General features: G+C 42.2%; 20 protein-coding genes and 1 tRNA gene. 9 read left to right on the top strand and 12 right to left on the bottom strand.

The features are described from left to right. Positions 1-55 precede the first annotated feature (55 nt). A complete protein-coding gene (locus tag V7L31_RS12235; RefSeq protein WP_334696467.1) occupies positions 56-2350 on the bottom strand; it encodes an IMS domain-containing protein in 2295 nt (764 codons plus the stop codon). A gap of 905 nt (positions 2351-3255) precedes the next feature. Between V7L31_RS12235 and pdhA the strand changes: the two genes are divergently transcribed. The 4 genes from pdhA (at position 3256) to fba (ending at position 6866) form a co-directional block, all read left to right on the top strand. Next, on the top strand, positions 3256-4290 hold the full coding sequence (gene pdhA, locus V7L31_RS12230) for a pyruvate dehydrogenase (acetyl-transferring) E1 component subunit alpha (RefSeq protein ID WP_334696466.1): 1035 nt from the start codon (positions 3256-3258) through the stop codon (positions 4288-4290). A 170-nt stretch (positions 4291-4460) separates the two neighbouring features. After that, positions 4461-5330: an aldose epimerase family protein gene (locus V7L31_RS12225; protein ID WP_334696465.1), complete on the top strand. Its 870-nt coding sequence runs from the start codon at positions 4461-4463 to the stop codon at positions 5328-5330. Between the two features lie 61 nt (positions 5331-5391). Then, a tRNA-Lys gene (locus V7L31_RS12220) sits at positions 5392-5463 on the top strand. Between the two features lie 323 nt (positions 5464-5786). Continuing rightward, a complete protein-coding gene (fba, locus tag V7L31_RS12215; protein WP_100898838.1) occupies positions 5787-6866 on the top strand; it encodes a class II fructose-bisphosphate aldolase in 1080 nt (359 codons plus the stop codon). Positions 6867-7344: 478 nt separating this feature from the next. Here the strand turns inward: fba and radC are convergent, their stop codons facing one another. From radC to V7L31_RS12200, 3 genes are all read right to left on the bottom strand, one after another. Continuing rightward, the gene (gene radC / locus V7L31_RS12210; protein WP_334696464.1) at positions 7345-8076 is read right to left on the bottom strand and encodes a RadC family protein; all 732 of its coding nucleotides are present in this window, start codon (positions 8074-8076) and stop codon (positions 7345-7347) included. A gap of 220 nt (positions 8077-8296) precedes the next feature. Then, a complete protein-coding gene (locus V7L31_RS12205) occupies positions 8297-9235 on the bottom strand; it encodes a phosphoribulokinase (RefSeq protein ID WP_334696517.1) in 939 nt (312 codons plus the stop codon). Between the two features lie 297 nt (positions 9236-9532). Continuing rightward, the gene (locus V7L31_RS12200) at positions 9533-9967 is read right to left on the bottom strand and encodes a CoA-binding protein (protein WP_334696463.1); all 435 of its coding nucleotides are present in this window, start codon (positions 9965-9967) and stop codon (positions 9533-9535) included. Between the two features lie 272 nt (positions 9968-10239). On the opposite strand from V7L31_RS12200, the gene V7L31_RS12195 reads away from it, so the two are divergent. Next, positions 10240-10902: a class I SAM-dependent methyltransferase gene (locus V7L31_RS12195; protein ID WP_334696462.1), complete on the top strand. Its 663-nt coding sequence runs from the start codon at positions 10240-10242 to the stop codon at positions 10900-10902. Between the two features lie 46 nt (positions 10903-10948). Here the strand turns inward: V7L31_RS12195 and V7L31_RS12190 are convergent, their stop codons facing one another. From V7L31_RS12190 to V7L31_RS12170, 5 genes are all read right to left on the bottom strand, one after another. Further along, complete coding sequence (locus tag V7L31_RS12190; protein ID WP_334696461.1) at positions 10949-13138, bottom strand: xanthine dehydrogenase family protein molybdopterin-binding subunit; 2190 nt, start codon at positions 13136-13138, stop codon at positions 10949-10951. Further along, positions 13135-14112: an FAD binding domain-containing protein gene (locus V7L31_RS12185; protein ID WP_334696460.1), complete on the bottom strand. Its 978-nt coding sequence runs from the start codon at positions 14110-14112 to the stop codon at positions 13135-13137. The genes V7L31_RS12190 and V7L31_RS12185 overlap by 4 nt, the downstream gene beginning before the upstream one ends. Continuing rightward, complete coding sequence (locus V7L31_RS12180) at positions 14099-14608, bottom strand: (2Fe-2S)-binding protein (RefSeq protein WP_334696459.1); 510 nt, start codon at positions 14606-14608, stop codon at positions 14099-14101. The genes V7L31_RS12185 and V7L31_RS12180 overlap by 14 nt, the downstream gene beginning before the upstream one ends. A 292-nt stretch (positions 14609-14900) precedes the next feature. Continuing rightward, positions 14901-15185: a hypothetical protein gene (locus V7L31_RS12175; RefSeq protein WP_334696458.1), complete on the bottom strand. Its 285-nt coding sequence runs from the start codon at positions 15183-15185 to the stop codon at positions 14901-14903. A gap of 5 nt (positions 15186-15190) precedes the next feature. Continuing rightward, on the bottom strand, positions 15191-15694 hold the full coding sequence (locus V7L31_RS12170) for a hypothetical protein (RefSeq protein ID WP_334696457.1): 504 nt from the start codon (positions 15692-15694) through the stop codon (positions 15191-15193). Positions 15695-15950: 256 nt separating this feature from the next. Here V7L31_RS12170 and V7L31_RS12165 point away from each other — a divergent pair, with 256 nt between their 5' ends. Continuing rightward, the gene (locus V7L31_RS12165) at positions 15951-17183 is read left to right on the top strand and encodes an FAD-dependent oxidoreductase (RefSeq protein WP_334696456.1); all 1233 of its coding nucleotides are present in this window, start codon (positions 15951-15953) and stop codon (positions 17181-17183) included. A gap of 57 nt (positions 17184-17240) precedes the next feature. Here the strand turns inward: V7L31_RS12165 and glcD are convergent, their stop codons facing one another. Beyond that, a complete protein-coding gene (gene glcD / locus V7L31_RS12160; RefSeq protein ID WP_334696455.1) occupies positions 17241-18713 on the bottom strand; it encodes a glycolate oxidase subunit GlcD in 1473 nt (490 codons plus the stop codon). A 223-nt stretch (positions 18714-18936) separates the two neighbouring features. Here glcD and vapB point away from each other — a divergent pair, with 223 nt between their 5' ends. Beyond that, positions 18937-19173: a type II toxin-antitoxin system VapB family antitoxin gene (gene vapB / locus V7L31_RS12155; RefSeq protein ID WP_334696454.1), complete on the top strand. Its 237-nt coding sequence runs from the start codon at positions 18937-18939 to the stop codon at positions 19171-19173. 27 nt (positions 19174-19200) lie between these two features. Here vapB and V7L31_RS12150 read toward each other — a convergent pair whose 3' ends face one another. Further along, a complete protein-coding gene (locus tag V7L31_RS12150) occupies positions 19201-20520 on the bottom strand; it encodes a WG repeat-containing protein (protein ID WP_334696453.1) in 1320 nt (439 codons plus the stop codon). Between the two features lie 133 nt (positions 20521-20653). Here V7L31_RS12150 and V7L31_RS12145 point away from each other — a divergent pair, with 133 nt between their 5' ends. After that, positions 20654-21358 (top strand): Uma2 family endonuclease, encoded by a 705-nt coding sequence (locus tag V7L31_RS12145; RefSeq protein ID WP_334696452.1) that lies wholly within the window; start codon positions 20654-20656, stop codon positions 21356-21358. Positions 21359-21415: 57 nt separating this feature from the next. On the opposite strand, the gene miaA is transcribed toward V7L31_RS12145, so the two are convergent. Next, positions 21416-22330, bottom strand: coding sequence for a tRNA (adenosine(37)-N6)-dimethylallyltransferase MiaA (gene miaA, locus V7L31_RS12140; RefSeq protein WP_334696451.1), 915 nt, complete (start codon positions 22328-22330; stop codon positions 21416-21418). A gap of 301 nt (positions 22331-22631) precedes the next feature. On the opposite strand from miaA, the gene gyrB reads away from it, so the two are divergent. Further along, a complete protein-coding gene (gyrB, locus tag V7L31_RS12135; protein ID WP_334696450.1) occupies positions 22632-24569 on the top strand; it encodes a DNA topoisomerase (ATP-hydrolyzing) subunit B in 1938 nt (645 codons plus the stop codon). Positions 24570-24812: the final 243 nt, after the last annotated feature.

Genomic DNA, 24812 nt, shown 5'->3' with positions numbered 1-24812 from the left:
GAGGATAGAAAATATGACAGTAAGCGTACTGTAGACATTGCCTAAGAACTCAAATTTATCTAATTATCTGATTCACAACAGATGCACTCTGAATACGCCATTTACCTCGTTCTCGAATCAAATCATATCTAACTCGCAAATTCTCGTTAGAAGACTTTTGAAACTGACCATTTTCATATAACTGTGTCGCTTCCTTCACCGTAGCTACCACTGCGGCACGATCTGCAAATAACTCAATTTTCTCTACAGATTCCACCTTCATACTATGATCGTACTTGCGGTAGCGGTTGTCTGTCTTATCTTGTTGAGCAATCAGCCGCCATTGAGACAAAGCGGAACCAGTTAAAATATTCTCTAAATTATTGATATTATGATTCGGCCCTAAAGCTTCGGCTTTGGTAGATAGCCAATTCTGAATAACTTCTTCTGCCGTTGCATCTGTTAAAGGGCCATCTGTTGGTTGTGGTTTACTACCTGGAGGGGGAATAAGTGTTGGTGGTTCATTTATTTGTATAAACAATTGTGAAACAGGTGGAGTTCGTGTAGGAAAAAACAGATTTTTTAACCATCCAAAAGTTGTTGTGGCTAACACCCAGAAAACTAATAGACTCACCAAAGAAATAAATACTCTCCATACCAGCCGTGTTTTCCCTTCGATGGTGTTAGCAAAGGTTCGCCGCCGCCGGGGACGACGCGAATGAGGACGATTATCTGGTACGCGTACTCGGCTAGCAGATGGAGTCGGTTTTCTCCGGCGACGCTTTTGATTATGATTGGGTGTAGCACTTTTAGCTGAACCGTTCAAATGCTCCTTTGTGCCTCTACTCATCCGTTCAGCAGCAGGAACCTCTGATTTTACACTCTCTGATGAACTCCATATAGGAGGTGGTGAGAAATTTGAATATTCAGGTGTTTCTGGCAAATCTAGGTCAGGTATTCTGTTGTGATTAAATTTCCCGGAATTCCTAGTTGAATTATTAGGGAAAGGCGAATTATTGGTCTGCGGCTTGGTAAAATATTGGGGGTTAATTACAGCCCATTCATTAGTTGTTTCTGCATCCGTTGGCAGTGCTTCTAAATAAGCTTGTACCTGTTGGTTAGCAAAGTAATCTTTTAGAAAAGCTTGCTGGTTTGCTAAATCTCGAAAATGGGGAAATACTTCGTGTTGCAACCACTGTTCTGCATATAAACACAGCCCTGGTAACAAATCTGGAGAGTCTTGAGATTTTTCGCGAATAAAAGCTAAAGCTTCGTACTCTTGACTAAGTTCTAAAACACGGGTTGCTTCTTCAGTTTGTCCTAAGAGTAAAGCACATAGCGACTGTTCTAAATGGACATCTTGGCGCTTACCCAGACGTATGAGCATTTGCCTTGCTTGACGAATTAAAGCCGGTTGCCGTTGAGCAAATCCCCGTGCTATCAAGGCATAAACAGCTAAGTAAGTGGCAACAGCAGAATTACGTTTGCTTTGGGCTTCAAATAACTTGTGCTGTTCTGCGACTGTTAAGTGGTTGCGTAACTGCTGGATAAAACGCAGAAAGTCATCTATATTTAAACCAGAGTCATCATTGTTCGTGCCATCAATTCCGCCACGATCTTCTAAGAGATTTTGTAATAATTCTAAACCTTGGCTGCGTTCGGCAGTTTTCTCTTGAGGTAGTGCCAACAACTCCAAAATTCGATATGGCCGCAATTTGTAAAGATCCGCCTGAATTTCCGCCTGGACACTGGTGAACAACCCTTCGCGTACTAACAGTTCTTGACCAGTTTCTAAGGATATGGCGGCATTTTCGTAGTGACCTTGTTGCCACTGTTCGCGACCTAATTCTAGACAAGCAAGGGCAACAGTGAGAACAACATCGGGATGTTCAGCACTTTCGTGTATTTCTTCGTCTGCTAAATTATTGCTTTTTCTTGCACTTGTAGCACCATTTTTATTTACTAGGTACGGACGACCTAGTTTGAGTACAAGTTCGTATTCCCCCAACTCCTGCAAAATTAATAAAGCGCCAACTAATTCATCTTGGGTAATTTCGATCCCCAGACTTTGGATGTCACTACCCCGTTTGGTGCTTTCTGGACGATTTTCCAGTGCTACTGCGGCAGCAGCAAGGTTATCAGGGTCATAGGCGTGAGCAAGATAAAGCTGATCGTAGGTACTGCGTTGTTTTGGATCTGATAAAACCACGTAAGCTTCTTCTATGAGTTGTTTACGAGAAGAAATTGCTGCCTGAGAATACTCACGTCGAGGCAATTGTACAATGCGATCGCTGTATGCCTGCCGCAATTGTTCTTCACTTGCCGCTAACGGTAGTCCTAAAATTCGGTAGTAATCTAGCGGAATTCGCACAGCCTACTTCCCCTGCACCGTGATCAACATAATTCACCTAGAGCGTTCCAGGCCTGTAAAACCGTGCCATAACAGTGCCGTATAGAATTTACTCTACAAGTGTATATTGCAACAACTTGTTTTGTACCTTCTCGAAATTTTGAGTCACATTCTAGTACTAATTTTTTGTTTTCGCCTAGAAAGCCTCAATTTTTTGTCTTATTTCTTAGTATTTTTGTTTAACACAACTATTATCAGCCTTCGATATCACAAACCACAACTACCGCTTTTAATCACGGCATAAATGTTGTGGTTGCAAGAATCTATTGATAATTGATTTTTTCGGGACTTTCCCAGTAGAGGGTAGCAAAAATACCACTATTGAGGATTAGACCCTGATAACAGGAGAAGCAAATCATATCATAATTAACTTTTAATTACAATTACCAATTTGGGTACAAAGACTTTTGCTTCTTTTTTTTAAATTGTTAATGGATATGCAGAAAGCAACCTATCTTGATTGCTAGTCTATGAAGGGGAATATTTAGGAGTGCTGAGTTTTGAATTCTGAATTCTGAGTTCTGAGTTCTGAGTAAGACATAATACTTATGAATCTTTTTACTCAGCACTCGTTACTCAGCACGGGCTAAACCTTAGCTATCTGCTAACAGCACTGTTTAGGTGAGAGAGAAAAACCCAAAACGGTAAATATTGCCGTTAGAGTCAAATCCTCACGGGGCATGGGCTGAAAAGTTAAAAATCAAAAATTAAAACTCCAGCTATTCCCTAAGACCCTTTTTTGGTGCATAAATAAAGTTTGATTGTTGAGTCTTGCAAACGCTAGCCTGTTAAAAGCTGAGTTGTTATCAGACCAACTTATTTTAAGACTGTAACTTTAAGTTGTACAACAGGGATACTCAAAAATAATGGTTCAAGAGCGTACTTTACCCACATTTAATCCTGCTACTACGCACATTACGAAGGAAGAAGGGTTACGGTTGTATGAGGACATGGTATTAGGACGCCTGTTTGAAGACAAGTGCGCTGAAATGTACTACAGGGGCAAAATGTTTGGTTTTGTCCATTTGTACAACGGTCAAGAAGCCGTTTGCAGTGGTGTTGTCCAGTCAATGCGACCAGGTGAAGATTACGTTTGTAGTACTTACCGCGACCACGTTCATGCTCTAAGTGCGGGTGTACCAGCAAGAGAGGTAATGGCAGAATTATTTGGCAAAGCCACAGGTTGCAGCAAAGGGCGCGGTGGTTCCATGCACATGTTTTCTGCCGAACATCGCTTGCTCGGTGGCTACGCTTTTGTGGCTGAGGGAATTCCTGTAGCTGCTGGAGCGGCTTTTCAAAGCAAATACCGCCGCGAAGTGCTAGGAGATGAAAGTGCTGACCAAGTTACAGCTTGCTTTTTTGGCGACGGTGCAGCTAACAACGGTCAGTTTTTCGAGACGTTAAATATGGCAGCCCTGTGGAAACTGCCAATTCTGTTTGTGGTCGAAAATAATAAGTGGGCTATTGGGATGTCTCACGAACGAGCCACTTCCCAGCCAGAGATTTATAAAAAAGCCAGTGTGTTTAACATGGTGGGCGTGGAAGTCGATGGTATGGATGTACTAGCAGTAAGAGCCGTCGCACAAGAAGCTGTAGCCCGTGCCCGTGCAGGTGAAGGCCCAACATTAATTGAAGCACTTACCTACCGCTTCCGGGGTCACTCCTTGGCAGATCCAGATGAAATGCGAAGCAAAGCGGAGAAAGAATTTTGGTTCGCCCGTGACCCTATTAAGAAGTTAGCAGCTTATTTGCTGGAGCAAAATCTGGCGGATGAGGGAGAAATCAAAGCCATTGACCGTAAAATTCAGGATGTAATCGACGAGGCAGTTAAGTTCGCCGAAAGCAGCCCTGAACCAGACCCCAGCGAGTTATATCGTTTCGTGTTTGCAGAAGACGAGTAAATTTTGGGAATTGGGGACTGGGGACTGGGGATTGGGGACTGGGTACTGAGGACTGGGTACTGGGAAAGAGTTATTTTAATCCCCAATCCCTAATCCCCAATCCCTAATCCCTAATCCCCAATCCCTAATCCCCAATCCCTAATCCCCAATCCCCAATTAGGACTAAATTTGTGTTTAGCATTGCAGTTCAACAGCAACAGTACAAGACCTATATTCTTTCTGATGAAGCCGCTGGTTCTCAGTTGGAAGTCGTACCCGAACGGGGTGGTATCATCACTCGTTGGCGCATTCAAGGGCAAGAAATTTTCTATCTGGATACTGAACGCTTTACTAATCCTGAGTTGAGTGTCAGAGGTGGGAATCCAATTTTATTTCCTATTTGTGGCAATCTACCAGATAATACTTACACTCATAATGGTCAAAAATATACACTCAAGCAACACGGTTTTGCTCGTGAATTGCCGTGGTTAGCAACAGAGCAAAAAACTAAAGATCAAGCTAGTCTCACTATCGTTCTGAATAGCAATGAGCAAACTAAGGCTGTTTATCCTTTTGATTTTCAACTGGCTTTCACCTACGAACTTCAAGGTAATACCTTAGAAGTCCGCCAGCAGTATAAAAACTTGTCATCCACACCAATGCCCTTTTCGGCTGGTTTCCATCCGTACTTTCTATGTGGTGATAAAACTCAGCTAGAGCTTGAAATTCCCTCTCAGCAGTATCAAGACAATCAAACTAAAGAATTTCACTCCTTTGACGGCAATTTTGACTTTAGCCGTGATGAAATTGATTTTGCCTTTGGACAGCTAACGAGTCAATCGGCCACTGCGATAGATCGCAGCCGAAAGTTAAAACTCAACTTGGATTATGATGATTTCTCCACCTACCTGGTATTTTGGACAGTCAAAGGCAAAGAATTCTACTGTCTAGAGCCGTGGAGTGCCACTCGTAACTCTCTCAATACTGGTGATAACCTGACTGTGTTAGCACCAGGAGCTAGCCACACTGCATCTGTAAGGTTAACGGCAAATTTTTTCTAAACCCCTTTACAAATCTACAGATGTTTGTGCTATGATGGCAAAGTTGCGAAATGCAGCGAAAGGGTCGCTAACTCAACGGTAGAGTACTCGGCTTTTAACCGATTAGTTCCGGGTTCGAATCCCGGGCGACCCATATAGAAGCTTATTGGATTAAATAAAGGGGCGATCGCTCCTCATTTATAATTTTAGTAAAAAGCATTTGGGATACTGGGCTACCAAAGCTACTAGTTATAGGGTAGCTAAATGTACAGCAGTAGGGAGCGTGTATGAGACATAGTACAGCAGTAGGGAGCGTGTATAGGACTTTTTTATATTAACTATGACGTAAACTTTTTCAACATAGGCACACGACACTAGTTATAATTTCCTATAAGTTGAAAAAACTCTTAAGATTTAGCGTAATGATTACGCTTCTCTCAGACCGATTAGCTGACAACCACATTAGGAGGACTATCTATGGCGCTTGTACCACTGCGGCTGCTGTTGGATCACGCAGCTGAAAACGGTTACGGCATCCCAGCTTTCAACGTTAACAATTTGGAGCAGATTCAGGCAATCCTGAAGGCTGCTGTCGAGACAGATAGCCCCGTAATTTTGCAAGCTTCACGCGGCGCTCGTAATTATGCTGGCGAAAACTTCTTGCGCCATCTGATTTTGGCTGCGGTAGAAACCTATCCTCACATTCCCATTGTCATGCACCAAGATCATGGGAATGCGCCTGCTACCTGCTACTCAGCAATTAAGAACAACTTCACCAGCGTGATGATGGATGGTTCTTTAGAAGCTGATGCGAAAACCCCCGCTAGCTTTGAATACAACGTCAATGTTACCCGCGAAGTTGTAAATGTAGCTCATGCTTTGGGTGTCAGCGTTGAAGGTGAACTCGGTTGTTTGGGTTCTCTAGAAACTGGTGCTGGTGAAGCTGAAGATGGTCACGGGTTTGAAGGTACACTCGACCACTCTCAATTGCTAACCGACCCCGATGAAGCTGTTGACTTCGTAGAAGCAACCCAAGTAGATGCTTTGGCTGTTGCCATTGGCACTAGCCACGGTGCTTACAAGTTTACCCGCAAGCCGACAGGTGAAATTTTGGCAATCAGCCGCATTGAAGAAATTCATCGCCGTCTGCCTAACACCCACCTGGTAATGCACGGTTCTTCTTCTGTACCTGAAGATTTGCTAGCACTGATTAATCAATATGGTGGTGCAATTCCTGAAACCTATGGTGTACCTGTAGAAGAAATTCAAAAAGGTATTAAGAGTGGTGTACGTAAGGTAAATATTGACACCGACAACCGTTTGGCTATTACTGCTGCTGTCCGTGAAGCTTTGGCTAAAAAACCAGAGGAGTTTGACCCCCGTCACTTCCTCAAGCCTTCGATTACATACATGCAGAAGGTTTGTGCTGAACGCTATCAGCAATTTGGTACTGCTGGTAACGCCAGCAAGATTAAGCAAATTTCTTTGGAAGATTTTGCTGCTAAGTATGCTAAAGGTGAACTCAACGTTGTTACCAAAGCAGCTGCTAAAGTTTAATATTTACAGCTAATAAATAGGGGCATAGCGCTGCTATGCTCCTAAAAACTGAGGATTTTAATGTTGTCAGAAACCGGGTGTTTATCCGGTTTTTTGTTTTATAAGAAGAATTCAGAACTCAGGAGTCAGAATTCAGTATGAATTCTGTACGAGTGGGTGATAGCGCCGACGGCAAGCGAGTCCGCGATAGCGGAGCGGTAGCGAGTATTTTCGAGGCTTTGAATCTCCTTTCCCTTGAAGGGAAGCGGGGTTAGGTCTGTATTCCATGCAATTGAAAACCGCTATATTTGCAAAAGAAACTGATATCTAAAGTGGCTAATCTTCTGTTTTGGGAGTTATCAAGAGCGATCGCACTTAGTTCCGCATTATTGAGTAATTAAATTTTACCCTCAAAAAACCTTAACCGAATCGTATTGGGGGTTATTGTTTCTACGGATTGCAATTCTCACGAGTCTTTAATTACAAATTACGAATTATTTTAATCCCCTTGCGGATGTTCATCCCACAAGGTTGTTATTTCCCGTAAACTCTGATGATTGCCATTGCCCAAAATCAGATGATCTAGTACCGGAATGCCCAAAAGCTGCGCCCCTGCTAATAACTGACGCGTCAATTCTATATCTTCCTGGCTGGGTTCAAGGTTCCCAGAAGGATGGTTGTGGGCAACTATTGCCCGTGTTGCGCCTTGACGAATAACTTCTCGAAAAATATCACGGGGAGAGGCGAGGGTTTCAGTTGCAGTGCCAATGGTAATTACTTGCGTACCCAGCAAACGATTTTTGACATCTAACAGCACCACTGCAAAACGTTCTTGTGTCTGCCACATCAAATCTTGGCTGAGGGTAGCAGCAGCAGCAAGTGGGCTATCAATTAATGTGCGATCGTTTGGACGAGATTGAAAGGCGCGTTTACCTAATTCAATTGCTGCTAAGATACTTGTCGCCTTTGCTGGGCCAACACCAGAAATTTGCATCAACTCTGCGGGGCTAACTTCTCGCAGAACTACCAAAGGATCGCGTTGATGTTTGCCTAATTCGCTCAAAATATATTGCCCCAAACCGACAGCAGATAGTTTTCCCGGCCCTTGACCGGTGCCTAGAAGAATTGCGATTAACTCTGCTGTCGCTAAAATTTTGGCTCCATGCGTCATTAATCGTTCACGCGGACGCTCATTTGTAGGTAGGTCGGCAATTCTGAGGCAATAGGTCATATTAAACTAAGAAAATAGCACCAGACATAAAACTATTCTTAGTTATCCCTCGTTTGCTCTTAAAATCATCTTTATTTGAGAAAATCTTTAAGCTTGGTAAGTTTGTGTGGGTAATTTCATTTGCAACTTTCAAAGGGAACACTAAAAATAAGTTAACTAAGTCTGACAACAAGCGGGTTTGCCTCTACACAAACCCATTAAACCCCTTTATCTTCGCTGATTACTGATAAATTTGAGTTGCTTTCAGCATGTGGTAGGTAATAATTAGCTGGGTGAGTGCGAGAGGATAACTTTGCAGTGTTTCTCCAGTTGTACCAGCAATTTTACCCAGTTCGGGATTACTTTCGCGATCGCAAATACTTCGTAAGTGGGGCATATCAGAACAAATAATATGCTCTAATTTATTCACCTGTTCTAAGGTGGCATGACCATCAACTTCTAAGACATCGACAGGTTTACTCATATCTCTGTCTAGCCCCAAGCGGATTGCTGAGTCAGAATTACCATAGCCAGAGTTGATAATCTCGGTAAAATCTGGGTGGGGAATTGTCGGACGTAATACCAGACGGACATTTAGATGTCCATTGATTTCATCGTCATTCTCGGCGGGTGGATAGAAACTAATGACTATATCAGACCATTGTCGCTGCGGACGAATAAATTGTGCTGAGTCTGGTTCACGTTTTTCTAGTTCCGCTAGCACTTGTTCCGCAGTGTAGCCGCGCTTTTGCGTGTCTCGCTTGACTTTCCATTTAGCGCGTAGTTCTTCAGGCGGTGCAAGGTAAACTTTTACGTCGTAAGAGTCACGGGCGGCACGAGTAGAATAACCGAGTAATCCCTCAATAATTACAAATTTACTGGGCTTGATATACTGCGGTGGCTCGAATGTACCAGTTTTATGGCTGTAAACTGGCTTTAGAATTGGCTGTCCTGTACGTAGCAACGATAGATGTTGCTGCATAACATCTAAGTAGTTGCAGTCAGGGTGGAGGGCAGTGATACCAATTTCTGCACGTTGTTGGCGATCGTAACGGTGATAATCATCTGTACAAATGAGCGTGACATTTTCTGGGCCGAGTACTTGAGCGATTCCTCGCGTTAGTGTTGTTTTACCAGCCGCACTGTCGCCGACAATACCAAGAATGATTGGACGGCTCATCATAACCTCCCACAATAAAAACAACTTTAGTAATAAAATACCCACAATAGTTTTTATTCTAGAAGGGTTTAAGCAAGTAACTCAAACAAAGACTTGGTATGCAATATCTCTACACATAAAATGTTTGTGCGATGCCTACGGCGGTAAACTACGTTTTTTGCACAATAATTTATAATCTACATGATTGTTAAATTTATTTATACGCATAAAAACTAGTACACACGGCGGAAATAAACCACCCATTCAAAATCAATGAAATGCTTACACTGTATTAATTTTGAATTCTGTCTTGCGATACTAGTCATTCCTTAATGAACCCACTCTCAACCGCAAATATTCAATTTTGATACAAGCATCCATAACTACATTGAGTCCTGCATCTATAGCTTTTTGTGCTGATAGTTGATGCCAGATACCCAGTTGTGTCCAGACAGTTTTCGCATTGATAGAAATTGCTTCATCTACAATTTCTGGCAAGTACTCAGAACGGCGAAACACGTTAATAATATCCACAGGTTCGGGTAATTCCTGGAGTGCAGCATAACTGGCTTGACCGTCAATTTCTTTAATTAGAGGGTTGACGGCATAGACTGTATAGCCTGTTTGCCTCAAGAATTGGGCGATTTGATAACTGGTGCGATCGCGTTTATCAGAGTGACCGACAACAGCGATGGTTTTTGCTTGAATCAACACCTCACGCAGGGCGTTATCATTTTCTTTAAGGTTTGGCATGATTTAAAATATCCTGAGCGTAGGCGCAGCCCATCGTAGACATTGCTTTGGGGAACTCCAAGAAATAAATTATCCAATATTGTGTGGTGGGTATCCTGCCCGCCATACAGACTGGGCGGGCAAGATGCCCACCCCACAAGAGTTAATTGGAGATTTTTTTATTTTTTAGTTCCTTGTTTATCATACTGAGTTGCATTTAAATATAATTTTGACTTTTAAAAAATCATTTACGAGCAAAAAAGACTCGTCTCCTATTATCAATGCCCAATTTTATGACAACTAAAACATTAGGACTCGAACAACACCTGTATGATTATTTGCTGTCAGTCTCTCTGCGAGAACCAGAAATTTTAACTCAATTAAGACAGGAAACAGCCGAGTATCCAATAGGGAGAATGCAAATTGCTCCCGAACAGGGGCAGTTTTTGGCGTTACTGGTGCAGTTGTTGGGAGCGAAGAAAACTTTGGATATTGGGGTATTTACAGGTTATAGTTCCTTGGTGGTGGCATTGGCGTTACCGAGGGACGGTAAGGTGGTAGCCTGTGATATTAGTGAGGAGTTTACAACGATCGCTCGACGCTATTGGCAAGAAGCTGGAGTGAGGGATAAAATTCAACTGCATATTGCCCCAGCTTTGGAGACTTTGGATCGGCTACTGGCAACTGGAGAAGCGGAAACTTTTGATTTTGCTTTCATTGATGCAGATAAGAGGAACTATGATGATTATTATGAGCGATCGCTGCAATTAGTACGTCCGGGGGGATTGATTGCCATCGATAATGTCCTCTGGTCAGGTAGGGTTGCTGACCCCCAAGTGCAGGATAATAGAACTAAAAGAATTCGTGCTTTTAATCAAAAGCTGCATCAAGATGAGCGAGTTAGTCTCAGTTTAGTTGCGATCGCAGATGGTTTAACTCTGGCATTGAAGAAGTAATACTATTTTGGATTTTGGATTTTAGATTATATTGGTATAATCTTTTTCAAAGCAGCTTATCTGGCGTAATCGGTAGGTCACGAATCCGCTTACCTGTGGCATGATAAACTGCATTAGATATGGCAGCAGCTACCCCAACAATCGGAAGTTCCCCTAAGCTTTTGGTTCCTAGTGTATTCACATAAGCATCGTGTTCTTCAACAAATTGCACTTCCATATTGGGAATATCTGCATGAACCGGAATCAGGTAATCTGAAAGGTTAGCACCAACTATTCTGCCCTGATTGATATCCATTACAGTTTTTTCCATCAGCGCCATACCGATTCCCCAGGTAATGCCGCCGATAACTTGACTCCGCGCTGTCTTAAAGTTGAGAATTCGTCCAGCACCATAAACGCCTACGCAACGTCTAACTTTGATTTCTCCCAATAACTCATCGACTGCAACTTCGACAAATGTTGCACCAAATGAGTGTTTGGCGTATTGTTGGCTTTCTGGATTGAGTGAAGATTCTTCTGTAACTTCTAAACTTTCTAATCCATGACGGCGGAGAATATCGGTGTAGCTGTCTCGCTTTGATGGATCTTGTTTTAAAAATATTTGCCCTGACTCAACGGTAATATCTTCTGCTTGAGATCCATAAAGCAGAGAATTTGCATCTGCGATCGCCATTTTAATTATTCTATCCCGTGCAGCGATCGCAGCTTTATGCACCGCCGGCGAAACACTAGCAACGGTAATTGAGTTTCCTGTAATCGGGGCTTTGGGAAGATTGCTATCACCTAATTCAAACTGTACTGGTAAGCCTAATACTTCAGCGGCTACCTGCGTCATTACTGTATACGTGCCAGTACCGATGTCTTGAGTACCACTTTGTACTTTCACTTCTCCGGTGGCAAAAATTTCTACCCTTACCGATGCTGTTTGAACGTTGGTGGGAAATGTTGCACTTGCCATTCCCCAACCAATCCGAAAATGATTATCCCGCATGGAACGGGGAACTGGGTTGCGTTGTGACCAACCAAAAATTTCTGCCCCTTTTTGGTAACATTCTTTTAGGGATTTACTTGACCAAGGTAATCCTTTGTGGGGATCGATATCTGCATGATTTTTTAGTCTTAGTTCTATTGGGTCAATATTTAAGGTGTATGCCAGTTCATCCATTGCCGACTCTAGGGCAAACATTCCCGTGGCTTCTCCTGGCCCACGCATGAAGGTTGGTGTACCGACGTTGATGCGTGCTAAACGGTATTTAACTTCCAAATTGGGACAGGCGTACATCATTATTGTGGCTGTACCCACAGGTTCTACAAAGTCATCGAAGAGGGAAGTTAAGGATGTGCCAATGTGATTGATCAGGGTTAGTTTACCTTCTTTGGTTGCACCTAACGTTAGCTGCTGCTGAGTTTGGGATCTATGCCCGCAAGCAGTGTACATTTGCGATCGCGTTAGCACGACTTTCACGGGGCGCTTGACTTGACGAGATGCGATGGCAGCTAAGATTGTATGCGATCGCAGCAGTGCCTTACAACCAAATCCACCGCCTAAATATTTGGAGATGACGCGGACATTTTCTTGAGGAATATTCAGAACAGATGCGATCGCTCTTTGGGTTGCAGAAACGCCTTGAGTGGTTTCATACAATGTCAAATTATCCCCTTCCCATATTGCGATCGTTGCAGAAGGTTCTAGGGGATTATGATGTTCTATTGGTGTGGTATATACTTGCTCCACCAACACATCTGCCTGGGCTTTCCCCAATTCAACGTCCCCTCTGGTGATTTTACCCGGCATCATGCCAAAAAATATTGATTCGGGTTCAAATATCTCTGCACGTGCCATTGTGAGCGTTGGAATGGCTTCTGCGTAGATAATTTTTATCTTAGAGGCAGCAGCTTGGGCTTGTTCTAAAGTTTCGGCAATTACAATCCCCAAATGTTGACCATCGTAGTAGATATTATGGTCTTTTTCGGTTGTCTGGGGTTGTTGAGGGCCAAAGAAGGGTATTTTTATCAGAGATGGAGTTTGTTGGTAAGTAATAACATCGATCACACCAGGGGCGACTGCGGCGGCGGATGTGTCTATTTGAATAATTTTACCGCTAGCGATCGCACTTTGAAAAATCACTCCATAGGTTAAATTCTCTATTGGCACATCGGCTGTGTAAGGTGCTTCTCCGGTAACTTTCAGCCTACCATCAACGCGATCGAGTGGTTTACCGATAATTTTATTCATAATTTTTCTGCCACAACTGAGAGTGCGCGTACCAAAGCGCGTTTGACTAATTCAATTTTGAATTCATTGTGTGTTTGCGGTTTCGCTTCTTTGACGGCTGCTTCGGCTGCGACTGTAAAGATAGCTTCGTTAATTACTTTCCCTTTTAATAACTCCTCAGCTTCCCATGCACGCCAAGGTTTAGGTGCTACTCCCCCCAAGGCGATGCGCGCTGATTTGATGATATTTTGTTCTATATCTAAAGTAACAGCTACGGAAACGAGAGCAAATTCGTAGGAAGCACGATCTCTAACTTTTAAATAATGGGATTTATAGGCAGAATTAGCCACTTCAATCGCAACAATTAATTCTCCCGGCTGTAATATAGTTTCTTTTTGTGGCGTCTCACCTGGTAAGAGATAAAAATCATGAATTGAAATTCGCCTATTTTTTTCTATCCCTTGGATGCAAATCACCGTATCTAATGCTGTTAAGGCTACAGCTAAATCTGAGGGATGAACGGCAATACAATGTTCACTCGCTCCGAAAATAGCGTGCATTCGATTGTAACCTGTAATTGCCGAACAACCGATACCGGGAGTATGTTTATTACAAGGAAAAACCGGATCGCGAAAGTAACCACAGCGGACTCGTTGCAGTAAATTACCGCCCACTGTTGCCATATTTCTTAGTTGCGGTGAAGCACTTTGTAATAAAGCTTGGCTAATTACTGGATACAATTCTTGAATTTGGGGATGAAAAGCCACATCGCTCATACGAGAGATTGCACCAATGCGGATTCCATCAGGCTGAAATTGAATATCTGCTAGAGGCAAACCATTAATATCAATTAATATATTCGCTGTTTGGACACCATCTTTCATTAATCCGAGTAAATCTGTGCCACCAGCAATAAATGCAGCAGTTTTGTCTTGCTCAACTGTTGCGATCGCTACTTCTTTTGAGGTAACTTTAGCATAACTAAATGGCTGCATTTTCTGTTTCCTCTAGCACATCCTGAATCGCTGCGATAATATTTGGATATGCTCCACAACGGCAGAGGTTTCCACTCATTTTTTCTCGAATTTCCACCTCAGATTTTGGTAGTTCTTCCAATATCATCCCTACGGCTGAGACAATTTGACCCGATGTGCAGTAACCACATTGAAAAGCATCATGGGTAATAAAAGCTGTTTGCATGGGATGAAGTTTGCCATCTTGTGCTAATCCCTCAATTGTGGTAATTTTACTCCCAATGTGCATTATGGCTAGAGTCATACAAGAGTTGATTCGCCGATTATCAACTAATACAGTACATGCACCACATTCACCGCGATCGCAAGCTTTTTTAGTGCCCATCAAACCCAGCTTTTCGCGTATTGCATCCAGTAAAGTAACACGAGGTTCTAGCTTTAGGGTGTAGGAAACATTATTGATATTCAAAGATAATTCTACTTCCTCTAAACCCAATATTTTCAATTCCTGGGTCACGTCGCTTCGCTCCGAATTCAAAATTCAAAATTAATAATCCCCATAAATTTATTTATGGGCTTGAACAAGTAAAAAGTTAAAATAAACAAAGAAGTTTATTAATATTTTTACTTTTTACCGAAAAATTTGGTTTAAAGCCCCGTGCTAGAAGCACGGCTTTAAAGTAATGAGTAATGAGTGGATGAAAAATGGGTATTTACTCATTACTCATTACTCATTACTCATTACTCCAGAATCACCGTGCGTTCACGGCGGTGAGGATGTCAATTCTTAATATCGTGTTACCAAAAATTTAGAGTTGTTTTTGGTAATATTCCTCAATTGCACCGACAGCTTTTAATAATGGCGAATCCAACGGCTCAATCCAATCCGCCACACCATGAGCTAGACCAAGGGTTGAAGTTCCTCCTGATGGTTCAAGTTTATCATTCAATGTCTGGTTTTTAATCGATTGTAAGGATGCGATCGCACTATTTATCTGTGCTGAAAGCTCAGGTTTTTTATCTTTTAGCATCTGTTCAGCAATCTCAGAGGCTCGATCGATCAGCTTGATAAATTCTTCTGTTTTGGTTCCCATGATTTTTACGGACAATTAAACTTTTCTGCAACGATATTTTCTCCATCAGACCACTTGATATTTGGATCTTTTGAATCTTTAATAAATGTCTGTTGACCACCACCTGGATAGCATTCCGCAGGTGCTTGAGGACCAACAATGCCTTGATAAGTTATCGTTCCGGCTGGCAAAGTTATTTTTTCTATCATAGTGGCTTGATTGCCCCATGCTTGATTTAGAGCGAGATTCTTGATGACTTCTACATTTGTTTTATATTTGTCCGCTGTTAAATACCTGCCGTATTTATTTCCACTGTTACTATAGTAGCGATAAAAAGTCTGAGGCTGTTCTATTTTTACTTCCTGACATTTAGAATTCAGAAAAGTAATCGCAACTTCATATTCTAGAGGACATGAAGCGCTAACATCTTGGGCGAGGACTTGTGGTGAGTTTACAAAACGTGGCAATGAACTGACTGAAAAACTTAGCAGGCTTAAACCGATACATATAGAAGCTGATTTAAATTTCATCCCAACACCTCTTCACAATCTTTTTTGAATATAAGAATGATACAGCAAGCTTAGTTCTGTTACAGTAAGTTTATGAAATTTAAAAGTCAAATTTAGTCAATTTATTGCCAAAATTGACGTAATGGTATTTATTCGAGGTTGTCAGATTCGCAAATAATTCTGAGAGCGTGTAGTTTTTATTACCAGCAGTAATCGTAAATTAATATTGTTTCTTTCCCCAGTTAAGAGTTCCCTATTCCCTATTCCCCTGAGAAAGATGAACACAAATCTAACTGAGAAATCATCCAAACCTATAGTAGAGAAAGTTGCTATTGTCGGTGCTGGCCTAGGTGGTTTAGCTGCTGCCATAGCACTGAGAAGCCAAGGGATAGACGTTCAAGTATACGAAAAAGCTCAAGAATTTCGTCCGGCTGGAACTGGACTCGGACTTGCCCCCAATGGCTTGAATTCCTTAGATGCGATGCCTACGGCTGGCTGCGCCAACGCGCCGGGAATTGTCGAATCGCTCAAAAGTTCAGGATGCGAAGTTCACCACACGGTTTTAAAGAATATTCAAGGAGAAACAATCCGAACTAACGCAACTAAATATTTAGAGCAATACGGACAACCATTGTTGACTATTTGGTGGTATCGTCTACAGCAAGTCTTAGCATCAAGATTACCATCTGATATCATTCACCTCAATCATCGCTGCATCGGTTTTGAGCAAGATGAAAACGGTGTGGAAATTCATTTTGACGGTGAAAAATCAGTACATACAGATTTGCTGATTGGGGCTGATGGCGTCAACTCTGTCATCCGAGAAACTTTATTTGGCGAGGGTAAGCCTAATTATATTGGTAGTATGTGTTGGCGTGCCGTCATCAAGTATCGCCACGAGCTATTTAATGACTATGAACTAGTTTTTGTCAAAGGCAATAAACAGTTTATGTATCTTCTTAATGTGGGCGGCGGCTATACCAGTTGGATTAGTCGGAAATTCTCGCCTGAATACTCCCTTTCTCACAGTGCTGATGAGGTGAAGTCTCGTATTCTCCATGAATTAGCCGATTGGGATGAATCCTTTCGAGCGGTGGTAGAAGCGACACCAGCCGAGCAAATTTGGGAAGGACCGATTTGCGTAGGCGTAGCCCGCCGTAGGCATCGCTCGCCGTTAAGTCGCTGGAGTCAAGGCAGAGTCACGCTCTTAGGCGATGCCGCCCATCCAATGGCTCCTGCTATGGGACAAGGAGCCAATACCACTTTTGAAGATGCATACCAACTGCGAGAGTGTTTTTCTGATTCAGCGAATCTCCAAGCAGCTCTGACTAGCTACGAACAGTGTCGCATCGAGCGCACGAAAATCATTCAAGCTCGTAGTGCCTTAGGCGAGATGCGATACTACGACAACCTCGCGTCATCTACAGGGCAGACGCAAGAACGGCAAATGAGTCTTAATAATGATTTTCACAAATGGGTGTATGATTTCAAGCCATCTGTAAAAAGTTAAAGCTCCGCGTCTACATGAATTGCCTCTACACCTTGCGATATAATTTTGTGCAGAAAATTAAAATCTTTCCACACCTTCAAACTGTTTGAGTGCTGATGCATTTGCAGCTTCACCACAAGTTCGTGGTGTGGGGAATATCTTTTCAGGATTTGCTAACCCTTTAGGATTAAAAACTTGCCGTACCCATTGCATAGTTTCTAAATCAACTTGGCTAAACATCTGTGGCATATAGCATTTTTTCTCTTCACCGATGCCATGTTCGCCAGAAATACTACCACCAACTTGGACGCAAAGTTTGAGAATTTTTCCACCCATTTCTTCTACTTGCTCTAACGCACCAGACACAGAATTATCATAAAGAATTAGCGGATGAAGATTGCCATCCCCAGCATGAAATACATTAGCAACACGATAACCGTATTGTTTACTTAATGCCTCAATCTCATGTAAAACATAAGGCAACTGAGTCCGGGGAATTACACCATCTTGTACATAATAATCTGGACTTAAATGCCCAGCTGCCGCAAAAGCTGCTTTGCGTCCTTTCCATAATTTCAATCGGGTTTCTGGGTCAGTAGCAGAAGTGACATTACGCGCACCATTTTTTTTACAAATTTCGGTAACTCGCTGCTTATTTCCTGCAACTTCCACTTCTAAACCGTCAATTTCTATGAGCAGAATTGCAGTAGCATCGCGGGGATAACAATTAGTTGCAACAACATCTTCAACTGCATTAATGCTGAAGTTATCCATCATTTCCATCCCACCAGGAATAATGCCGGCGCTGATGATGTCAGAAACAGTTGCTCCAGCAGCTTCAATGCTAGTAAAATCTGCCAACAGCACACAAATTGATTCTGCACTTTTGAGAATTCGCAAAGTAATTTCTGTGGCAATTCCTAAAGTGCCTTCAGAACCAACAAAAACACCGGTTAAATCGTAACCAGGCATTTCTGGGATTTCTCCGCCTAAATCGATAATTTCCCCTTCTGGTGTAACAATTTTTAATCCCAAAACATGGTTAGTCGTAACACCGTATTTGAGACAATGCACCCCACCAGAATTTTCAGCAATGTTGCCCCCAATAGAGCAGATAATTTGACTAGAAGGGTCAGGAGCGTAGTAAAATCCAGCACCACTAACGGCTTGTGTTACCCAACTATTAATCACCCCTGGTTGTACAACTGTCCGTTGATTTTCCAAGTCAATACTGATGATTTTCCGCATTAACGAAGTTACAATTAAAACAGAGTCTTTCACTGGTAAAGCACCACCAGATAGACCAGTGCCAGAGCCGCGTGCGATGAAGGGTATAGAATATTGATTGCATATCTTCACCACTTGGGCAACTTGTTCTGTAGTTCTGGGTAACACAACCACAGCCGGACTTTGGCGATAGCCAGTTAAACCATCGCATTCATAGGTAATGAGTTCTTCTCGGCGTTGCACCACACCATTTTTGCCAAGGATAGCCTCAAATGCTTTGAGAATTGGTTTCCAGTTGCGTTGTTTTTTATCTTGGGCAAGCATAGTTTTTTAAAGTTCAAGGTAGATGTTGCAGGCTGGTTAGTATAGCTGTAATTACTATTGTTGCAAGAATAGCAGTCAAGGGTGAGTAAAAGCGATCGCATAATTTGAGTACGGAAGGTGCGATGTCTCTTAACAAGTGCGTTGAATGATGGTAAAATCCGATATTCTGTGAATTGTGGGATTAAAGTAATATAAAGTAACACATTCAACAGGAGAGGGTGAAATGACTTACCAAGTTTTAGATTCCACCTCAAAATTAATTGCCAAGCTGCAAACCCTAGCACCCGAACAGCAACAAGAGGTGCTAGATTTTGTAGAGTTTTTAGTACAAAAATATGCTCAACCCCAACAACCACCTCAAAAACGGGTACTAGGTTTAAACCAAAATAAGATTTGGGTAAGTGATGATTTCAATGACCCTTTACCTAATGACTTTTTGTTAGGTGAAAGTGAGGAATGAAACTGTTATTAGACTTTGCAATAATGATTAATCAATAAAATTTCCAGTTTTATCAATACAGTAACCCTCTCCACCAATCTCTACCGAGGCTAACCCATTATAAAAGCACTCAGCCTCATCAAACTGAGGTTGGATAATAAATTCGCCTTTAATATTTATGTAACCAAACTTCCCACCAATCCTTACTGCTGCCAGCCCTTCTGAAAAGAATTTAGCTTCCTCAAACTGAGGTTGAATAATAATTTTCCCTGTTGTGTCTATATATCCCGATTTGCAGTTAACACTAATCTCTGCTAGTCCTTCAGCAAAAAACCAAGCCCATTCAAACTGTGGCTGGATAATTATCCGCCCATTTTTGTCTATGTAGCCCCACTGTTTGTCAATTTCAACTGCCGCTAACCCTCCACAGAATTCTAAAGCATCATCAAACTGTGGTTGGATCAGCACTTCTTTTGTTTTCCGATGTATATAACCCCACTTGCGATAAATTTTGATCGGTTTTAGCCAGTCGGCAATAGACGGTAGTAAGTTTACTACAGTAAAAGTCAAGGCTTGCAATGCCTCTGAAGCTGAAGCATAGCGATCGCGAAAATTATATCGCACCATCTTGGTCAAAATCTCTGCTAGTGCATCACTAACTTGGGCACGATTTTGCCAAATTATCTCATCATTATCATCTTTATCCAGCTTCATAGGATGATTGCCTGTTAGCGCCTGAATTGCCGTCATACCTAATGCATAAATATCACTACTAAATTTTGGTATACCTATTGCCTGTTCAGCGGGTGCATAACCTTGACTTCCAATAGCAATTGTACTTGTCAATAAACCTGATACACTCATCGTTTTAACAAATCCAAAGTCAATTAAAATTAATTTGTCATCACATTTGCGCCGCATGATATTTGATGGTTTTATATCCCGATGAATAACATGATTCTGATGCAGAAAAGCCAATGTTTTTAGTATCTCTTCTAAGAATTCAATTATCCTAGTTTCATTCCACACTTTACCCAAAGCTATTTCCTGGCTCAAGTCATGCCCATCAATGAATTCTTGAACAAGATAAAATTCTTGCTTTTCCTCAAAATAAGCGTAGAGTTTGGGAATCTGGTTGTGACTTTGACTCAATTGGTAGAGAATTTCGCCTTCTTTCTGGAATAGGCGCAAAATATCGGAATTAGGAATATCTCCATTCCTTTCGTTGGGCTGAAGCCGCTTGACAACGCATTTAGGCTTAGGGTTTGTAGGGATATCTAAATCTTCAGCCAAATAAGTTTCCCCAAAACCACCAGAGCCCAACTTATCAATGATTTTGTAGTGTTGCCGTAGTGTTCTTCCAATCATTGCGCTGATTTTACAGACTTTTCTCTTTAGATTTTGACACAACCTACCTAGTTATTGCGGGTCAAAGACTACGCACTCTCTCATCCCCAATCAACTAACCTAGAAATAACGCTCTCAAATACTGGATAAAATCATGGTTCAGCAAGTTCTAATCAATGATGATGATTACTATGTGCCAGATGCTAACCAGCTAGTCACTGAAGATGACACTTTAGATAATTTTGCTACTTCCAAACAGAAACGCCTTTTAATTAGCTCACTTTACAGTTCTATACAGCAGCAGACTTTTTTAGCAGCAGCTAATGTCGGTATTTACCATACGGACGGTCAACCTGCAATTGTACCCGACGTTTTTCTCAGCTTGGATGTGCAAGTACCTCAAAATTGGTGGGAAAAAGAAAATCGTTGTTATATGGTTTGGCGTTTTGGCAAACCTCCAGAAGTCGTCATTGAAATTGTATCTAATAAAGAAGGTGATGAGCTTGGCAAAAAACTGCAAATTTATGAACACATGCGGGCTAGTTACTACATCGTATATGACCCAAATCAGCAATTAGGAGAAAAAGTACTACACATTTATGAACTCAGAGGAAGGCGCTACTTTGAAACTTCCGAAAATTGGTTAGAACAAGTTGGTTTAGGCGTAACTTTGTGGGAAGGTGAATTTGAAGGCAGACAAGATAATTGGTTACGCTGGTGCTACCAAGATGGTAATATTTTATCGACTGGAGATGAACGCGCCGAACAGGAACGAGAACGTGCCGAACAAGCAGAACAACGTAACCAATTGCTAGCAGAAAGGCTGCGTGCTATGGGCGTAGATCCTGACACTCTATAGGACACTGGCTGTAAAGACACAAAGTTTTTTGCGTCTTTAGTATGAGTCAAAAAGTTATTATGAACTTGTGCAACTTATAAACTCATTTATACGCTGCCAAACCTTCTCTAATAAATCGGGATCATTGGCATCAAACCATTCAATTTGCGGATATCCTCGAAACCAAGTACGTTGTCGTTTGGCAAATTGTCGCGTATGCAAAACTATTAATTCTTTCGCTTCATCTAAAGAAATATCCCCAGCCAAATATTGCTTAATTTCTTGATAGCCCAAAGTATTTAACAAAGACAAATCAGCGCTATATTTTTGACAAAGATTCTCCACCTCTTTAACCAAACCATTTGCTATCATTTGCTCAGTACGCTGTTGAATCCGAGCGCCTAATTTTTCAACATCGCAATCTAAACCAATTTGCAAAATCGGATAATCCGGTGGATTCTCTCCTTGCTGTTCTGAAATTGGATATCCGGTTACGTAAAATACCTCTAATGCTCGTAAAGTCCGTACTGAATCATTGCCATGAATTTTTTGTGCGGCAGTTGGATCAACTTGTTGTAACATAGCGTAGAGTTGTGGTTGACCCAGAGATTCAAGCTGCGATCGCAATTCTGTTTGCGGTGCAACCCTCGGAATTTTCATCCCTCGAACAATAGAACGGATGTATAAACCAGTGCCACCAACTAGTAGAAGTGGAGCAGATGAAGAAGATGGGGGAGAATTAATTAAGGCTTGTGCTTGTAGTTGATAGTCTGCTACCGTCATTGTGTCTGTGGGAGCGCAGATATCTATTAAATAGTGCGGCACTAATTTTTGTTCCGCCACAGCTGGTTTCGCCGTCCCGATATCAAACTCACGGTAAACTTGACGAGAATCAGCACTGATAATTACAGAACCCAAGCGCATCGCCAAAGCCAAAGCCAAACCCGATTTACCTGTTGCCGTCGCCCCACAAATCACAATTAATTTAGTCATTAGTCATTGGTCATTGGTTATAGGGTATGGGGCATTGGGCATGGGGCATTGGGCACAAAAGGCAGAGGTGCGGAGGGGCAGAGGGGCAGAGGGGAAAAACTTACTGCAACTTCTCCCCTGCTCCCCTGCTCCCCTGCTCCCTCATCTCCTCTACCCTCTCCAACAGGACTACAACCCCTGTATAAACTTCTCTTGAAAATGCCCTACAGACGCCAACAAGGCTTTTGTGTTACAATTTTGGAGTGTTTTTACTTTTATTTGCCTTTTGGCGAGTTCAACCCCACACATCAGGAGAGTTTACATGACGAGCAGTTACAGTGCCGATCAGATTCAAGTTCTGGAAGGTCTGGAAGCCGTCCGCAAAAGACCAGGAATGTACATTGGTACTACTGGACCGCGAGGACTCCACCATTTAGTTTACGAGGTGGTGGACAATTCAGTTGATGAGGCTTTGGCAGGTTATTGCACTCATATAGAGGTCGATATCAACGCTGATGGTTCCGTTACTGTAACAGATGATGGTCGCGGTATTCCCATCGATACTCACTCGCGAACCGGGAAATCGGCCTTGGAAACCGTGATGACGGTACTGCACGCTGGTGGTAAGTTTGGCGGCGGTGGCTACAAAGTTTCGGGAGGATTGCACGGGGTTGGTATTTCTGTTGTTAATGCCCTCTCTGAGGTTGTAGAAGTTACAGTTTGGCGAGATAAAAAAGTTCATATTCAGCGCTATGAACGGGGTGTGCCAGTTACCGAACTACAAGTCAAGCCTTACAAAGAAGCTAGAAGCGGAACTTCTGTTACTTTTAAACCAGATACCCAAATATTTACTACTAGTATTGAGTTTGATTACATCACTTTATCAGGTCGCCTACGGGAATTGGCATATCTGAATGCAGGTGTCAAAATTACCTTTACTGACCACCGTCTGGAATTACTAAAAAGCGATACATCTAAGGTAGAATCTTACGAGTACAAGGGTGGTATTAAAGAATATATCGCCTATATGAACCGCGAGAAGCAACCACTGCATGAAGAAATTATCTATGTGCAGGGGGAACGGAATAATGTACAAGTGGAAGTTTCATTGCAATGGTGTACTGATGCTTACACGGATAATGTACTAGGTTTTGCTAATAATATTCGCACAGTGGATGGTGGTACGCACTTAGAAGGCTTGAAGGCGGTTCTAACTCGGACATTAAATGCGATCGCCCGCAAGCGCAATAAAATTAAAGAGAATGAAACTAACCTCAGTGGCGAACATGTCCGCGAAGGTTTGACAGCCGTCATTTCCGTTAAAGTACCAGACCCAGAATTTGAAGGACAAACCAAAACCAAACTCGGTAATACTGAAGTACGGGGAATTGTTGATTCTTTGGTGGGAGAAGTCCTCACTGAGTATCTAGAGTTTCATCCTGCTATAGCCGACTCAATTTTAGATAAAGCTATCCAAGCTTTCAAAGCCGCAGAAGCAGCCCGTCATGCACGGGAATTAGTTCGGCGCAAATCGGTGCTGGAATCTTCGCCATTACCTGGTAAATTGGCAGATTGTAGTTCTCGCGACCCTAGCGAATCTGAGATATTCATTGTGGAAGGGGATTCAGCAGGTGGGAGTGCCAAACAAGGACGCGATCGCCGCACTCAAGCAATCTTGCCTCTACGTGGTAAAATTCTTAACATTGAAAAAACCGATGACGCTAAAATCTATAAAAATAACGAAGTTCAATCGTTAATTACAGCCCTCGGTTTAGGTGTCAAAGGTGATGAATTCGATTCCACTCAACTGCGCTATCACCGGATAGTCATTATGACTGACGCTGACGTAGATGGCGCACACATTCGGACTTTGCTGTTAACATTCTTCTATCGATATCAACGGGCACTCATTGAACAAGGCTTTATTTATATTGCTTGTCCCCCATTGTTTAAAGTAGAACGGGGACGTAATCATGAGTATTGCTATAGCGATCGCGAAAAAAATCAAGCGATCGCCAAATTCCCTGCTAACGCCAACTATACCATCCAACGCTTCAAAGGTTTGGGTGAAATGATGCCACAACAACTCTGGGACACCACCATGAACCCAGAAACTCGTAAAATGAAACAAGTCGAAATTGAGGATGCCGCCGAAGCCGATCGCATCTTCACAATTTTAATGGGCGATCGGGTCGCACCCAGACGAGAATTCATCGAAACCTATGGTTCTAAGCTCAACTTCACCGATCTAGATATCTAATACCAGCATTCCTAAATCATTCGTCAAAAACAAGATCCCCGACTTCGTAAAAGTTGTCGGGGATCTGTCGTATAGAAGTGATGCCCCTTGCTCTGCTTTACCGAAATAACTCTTTTTCGTCAGGCTTAGGTTTGAAAGCCACGCTAACAACTAAATTAAAAAAAATTTAGGTTGACTTGTAACATAAGTAGTATCTTAGCACTACATAACTACAAAAATTCTAAATTTACGTTAGCCAAATAC

Source organism: Nostoc sp. (genome assembly GCF_036916655.1).
In the GTDB taxonomy this organism is placed as follows: Bacteria; Cyanobacteriota; Cyanobacteriia; order Cyanobacteriales; family Nostocaceae; genus Nostoc.
This window is presented reverse-complemented; position numbering and strand designations above follow the sequence as displayed.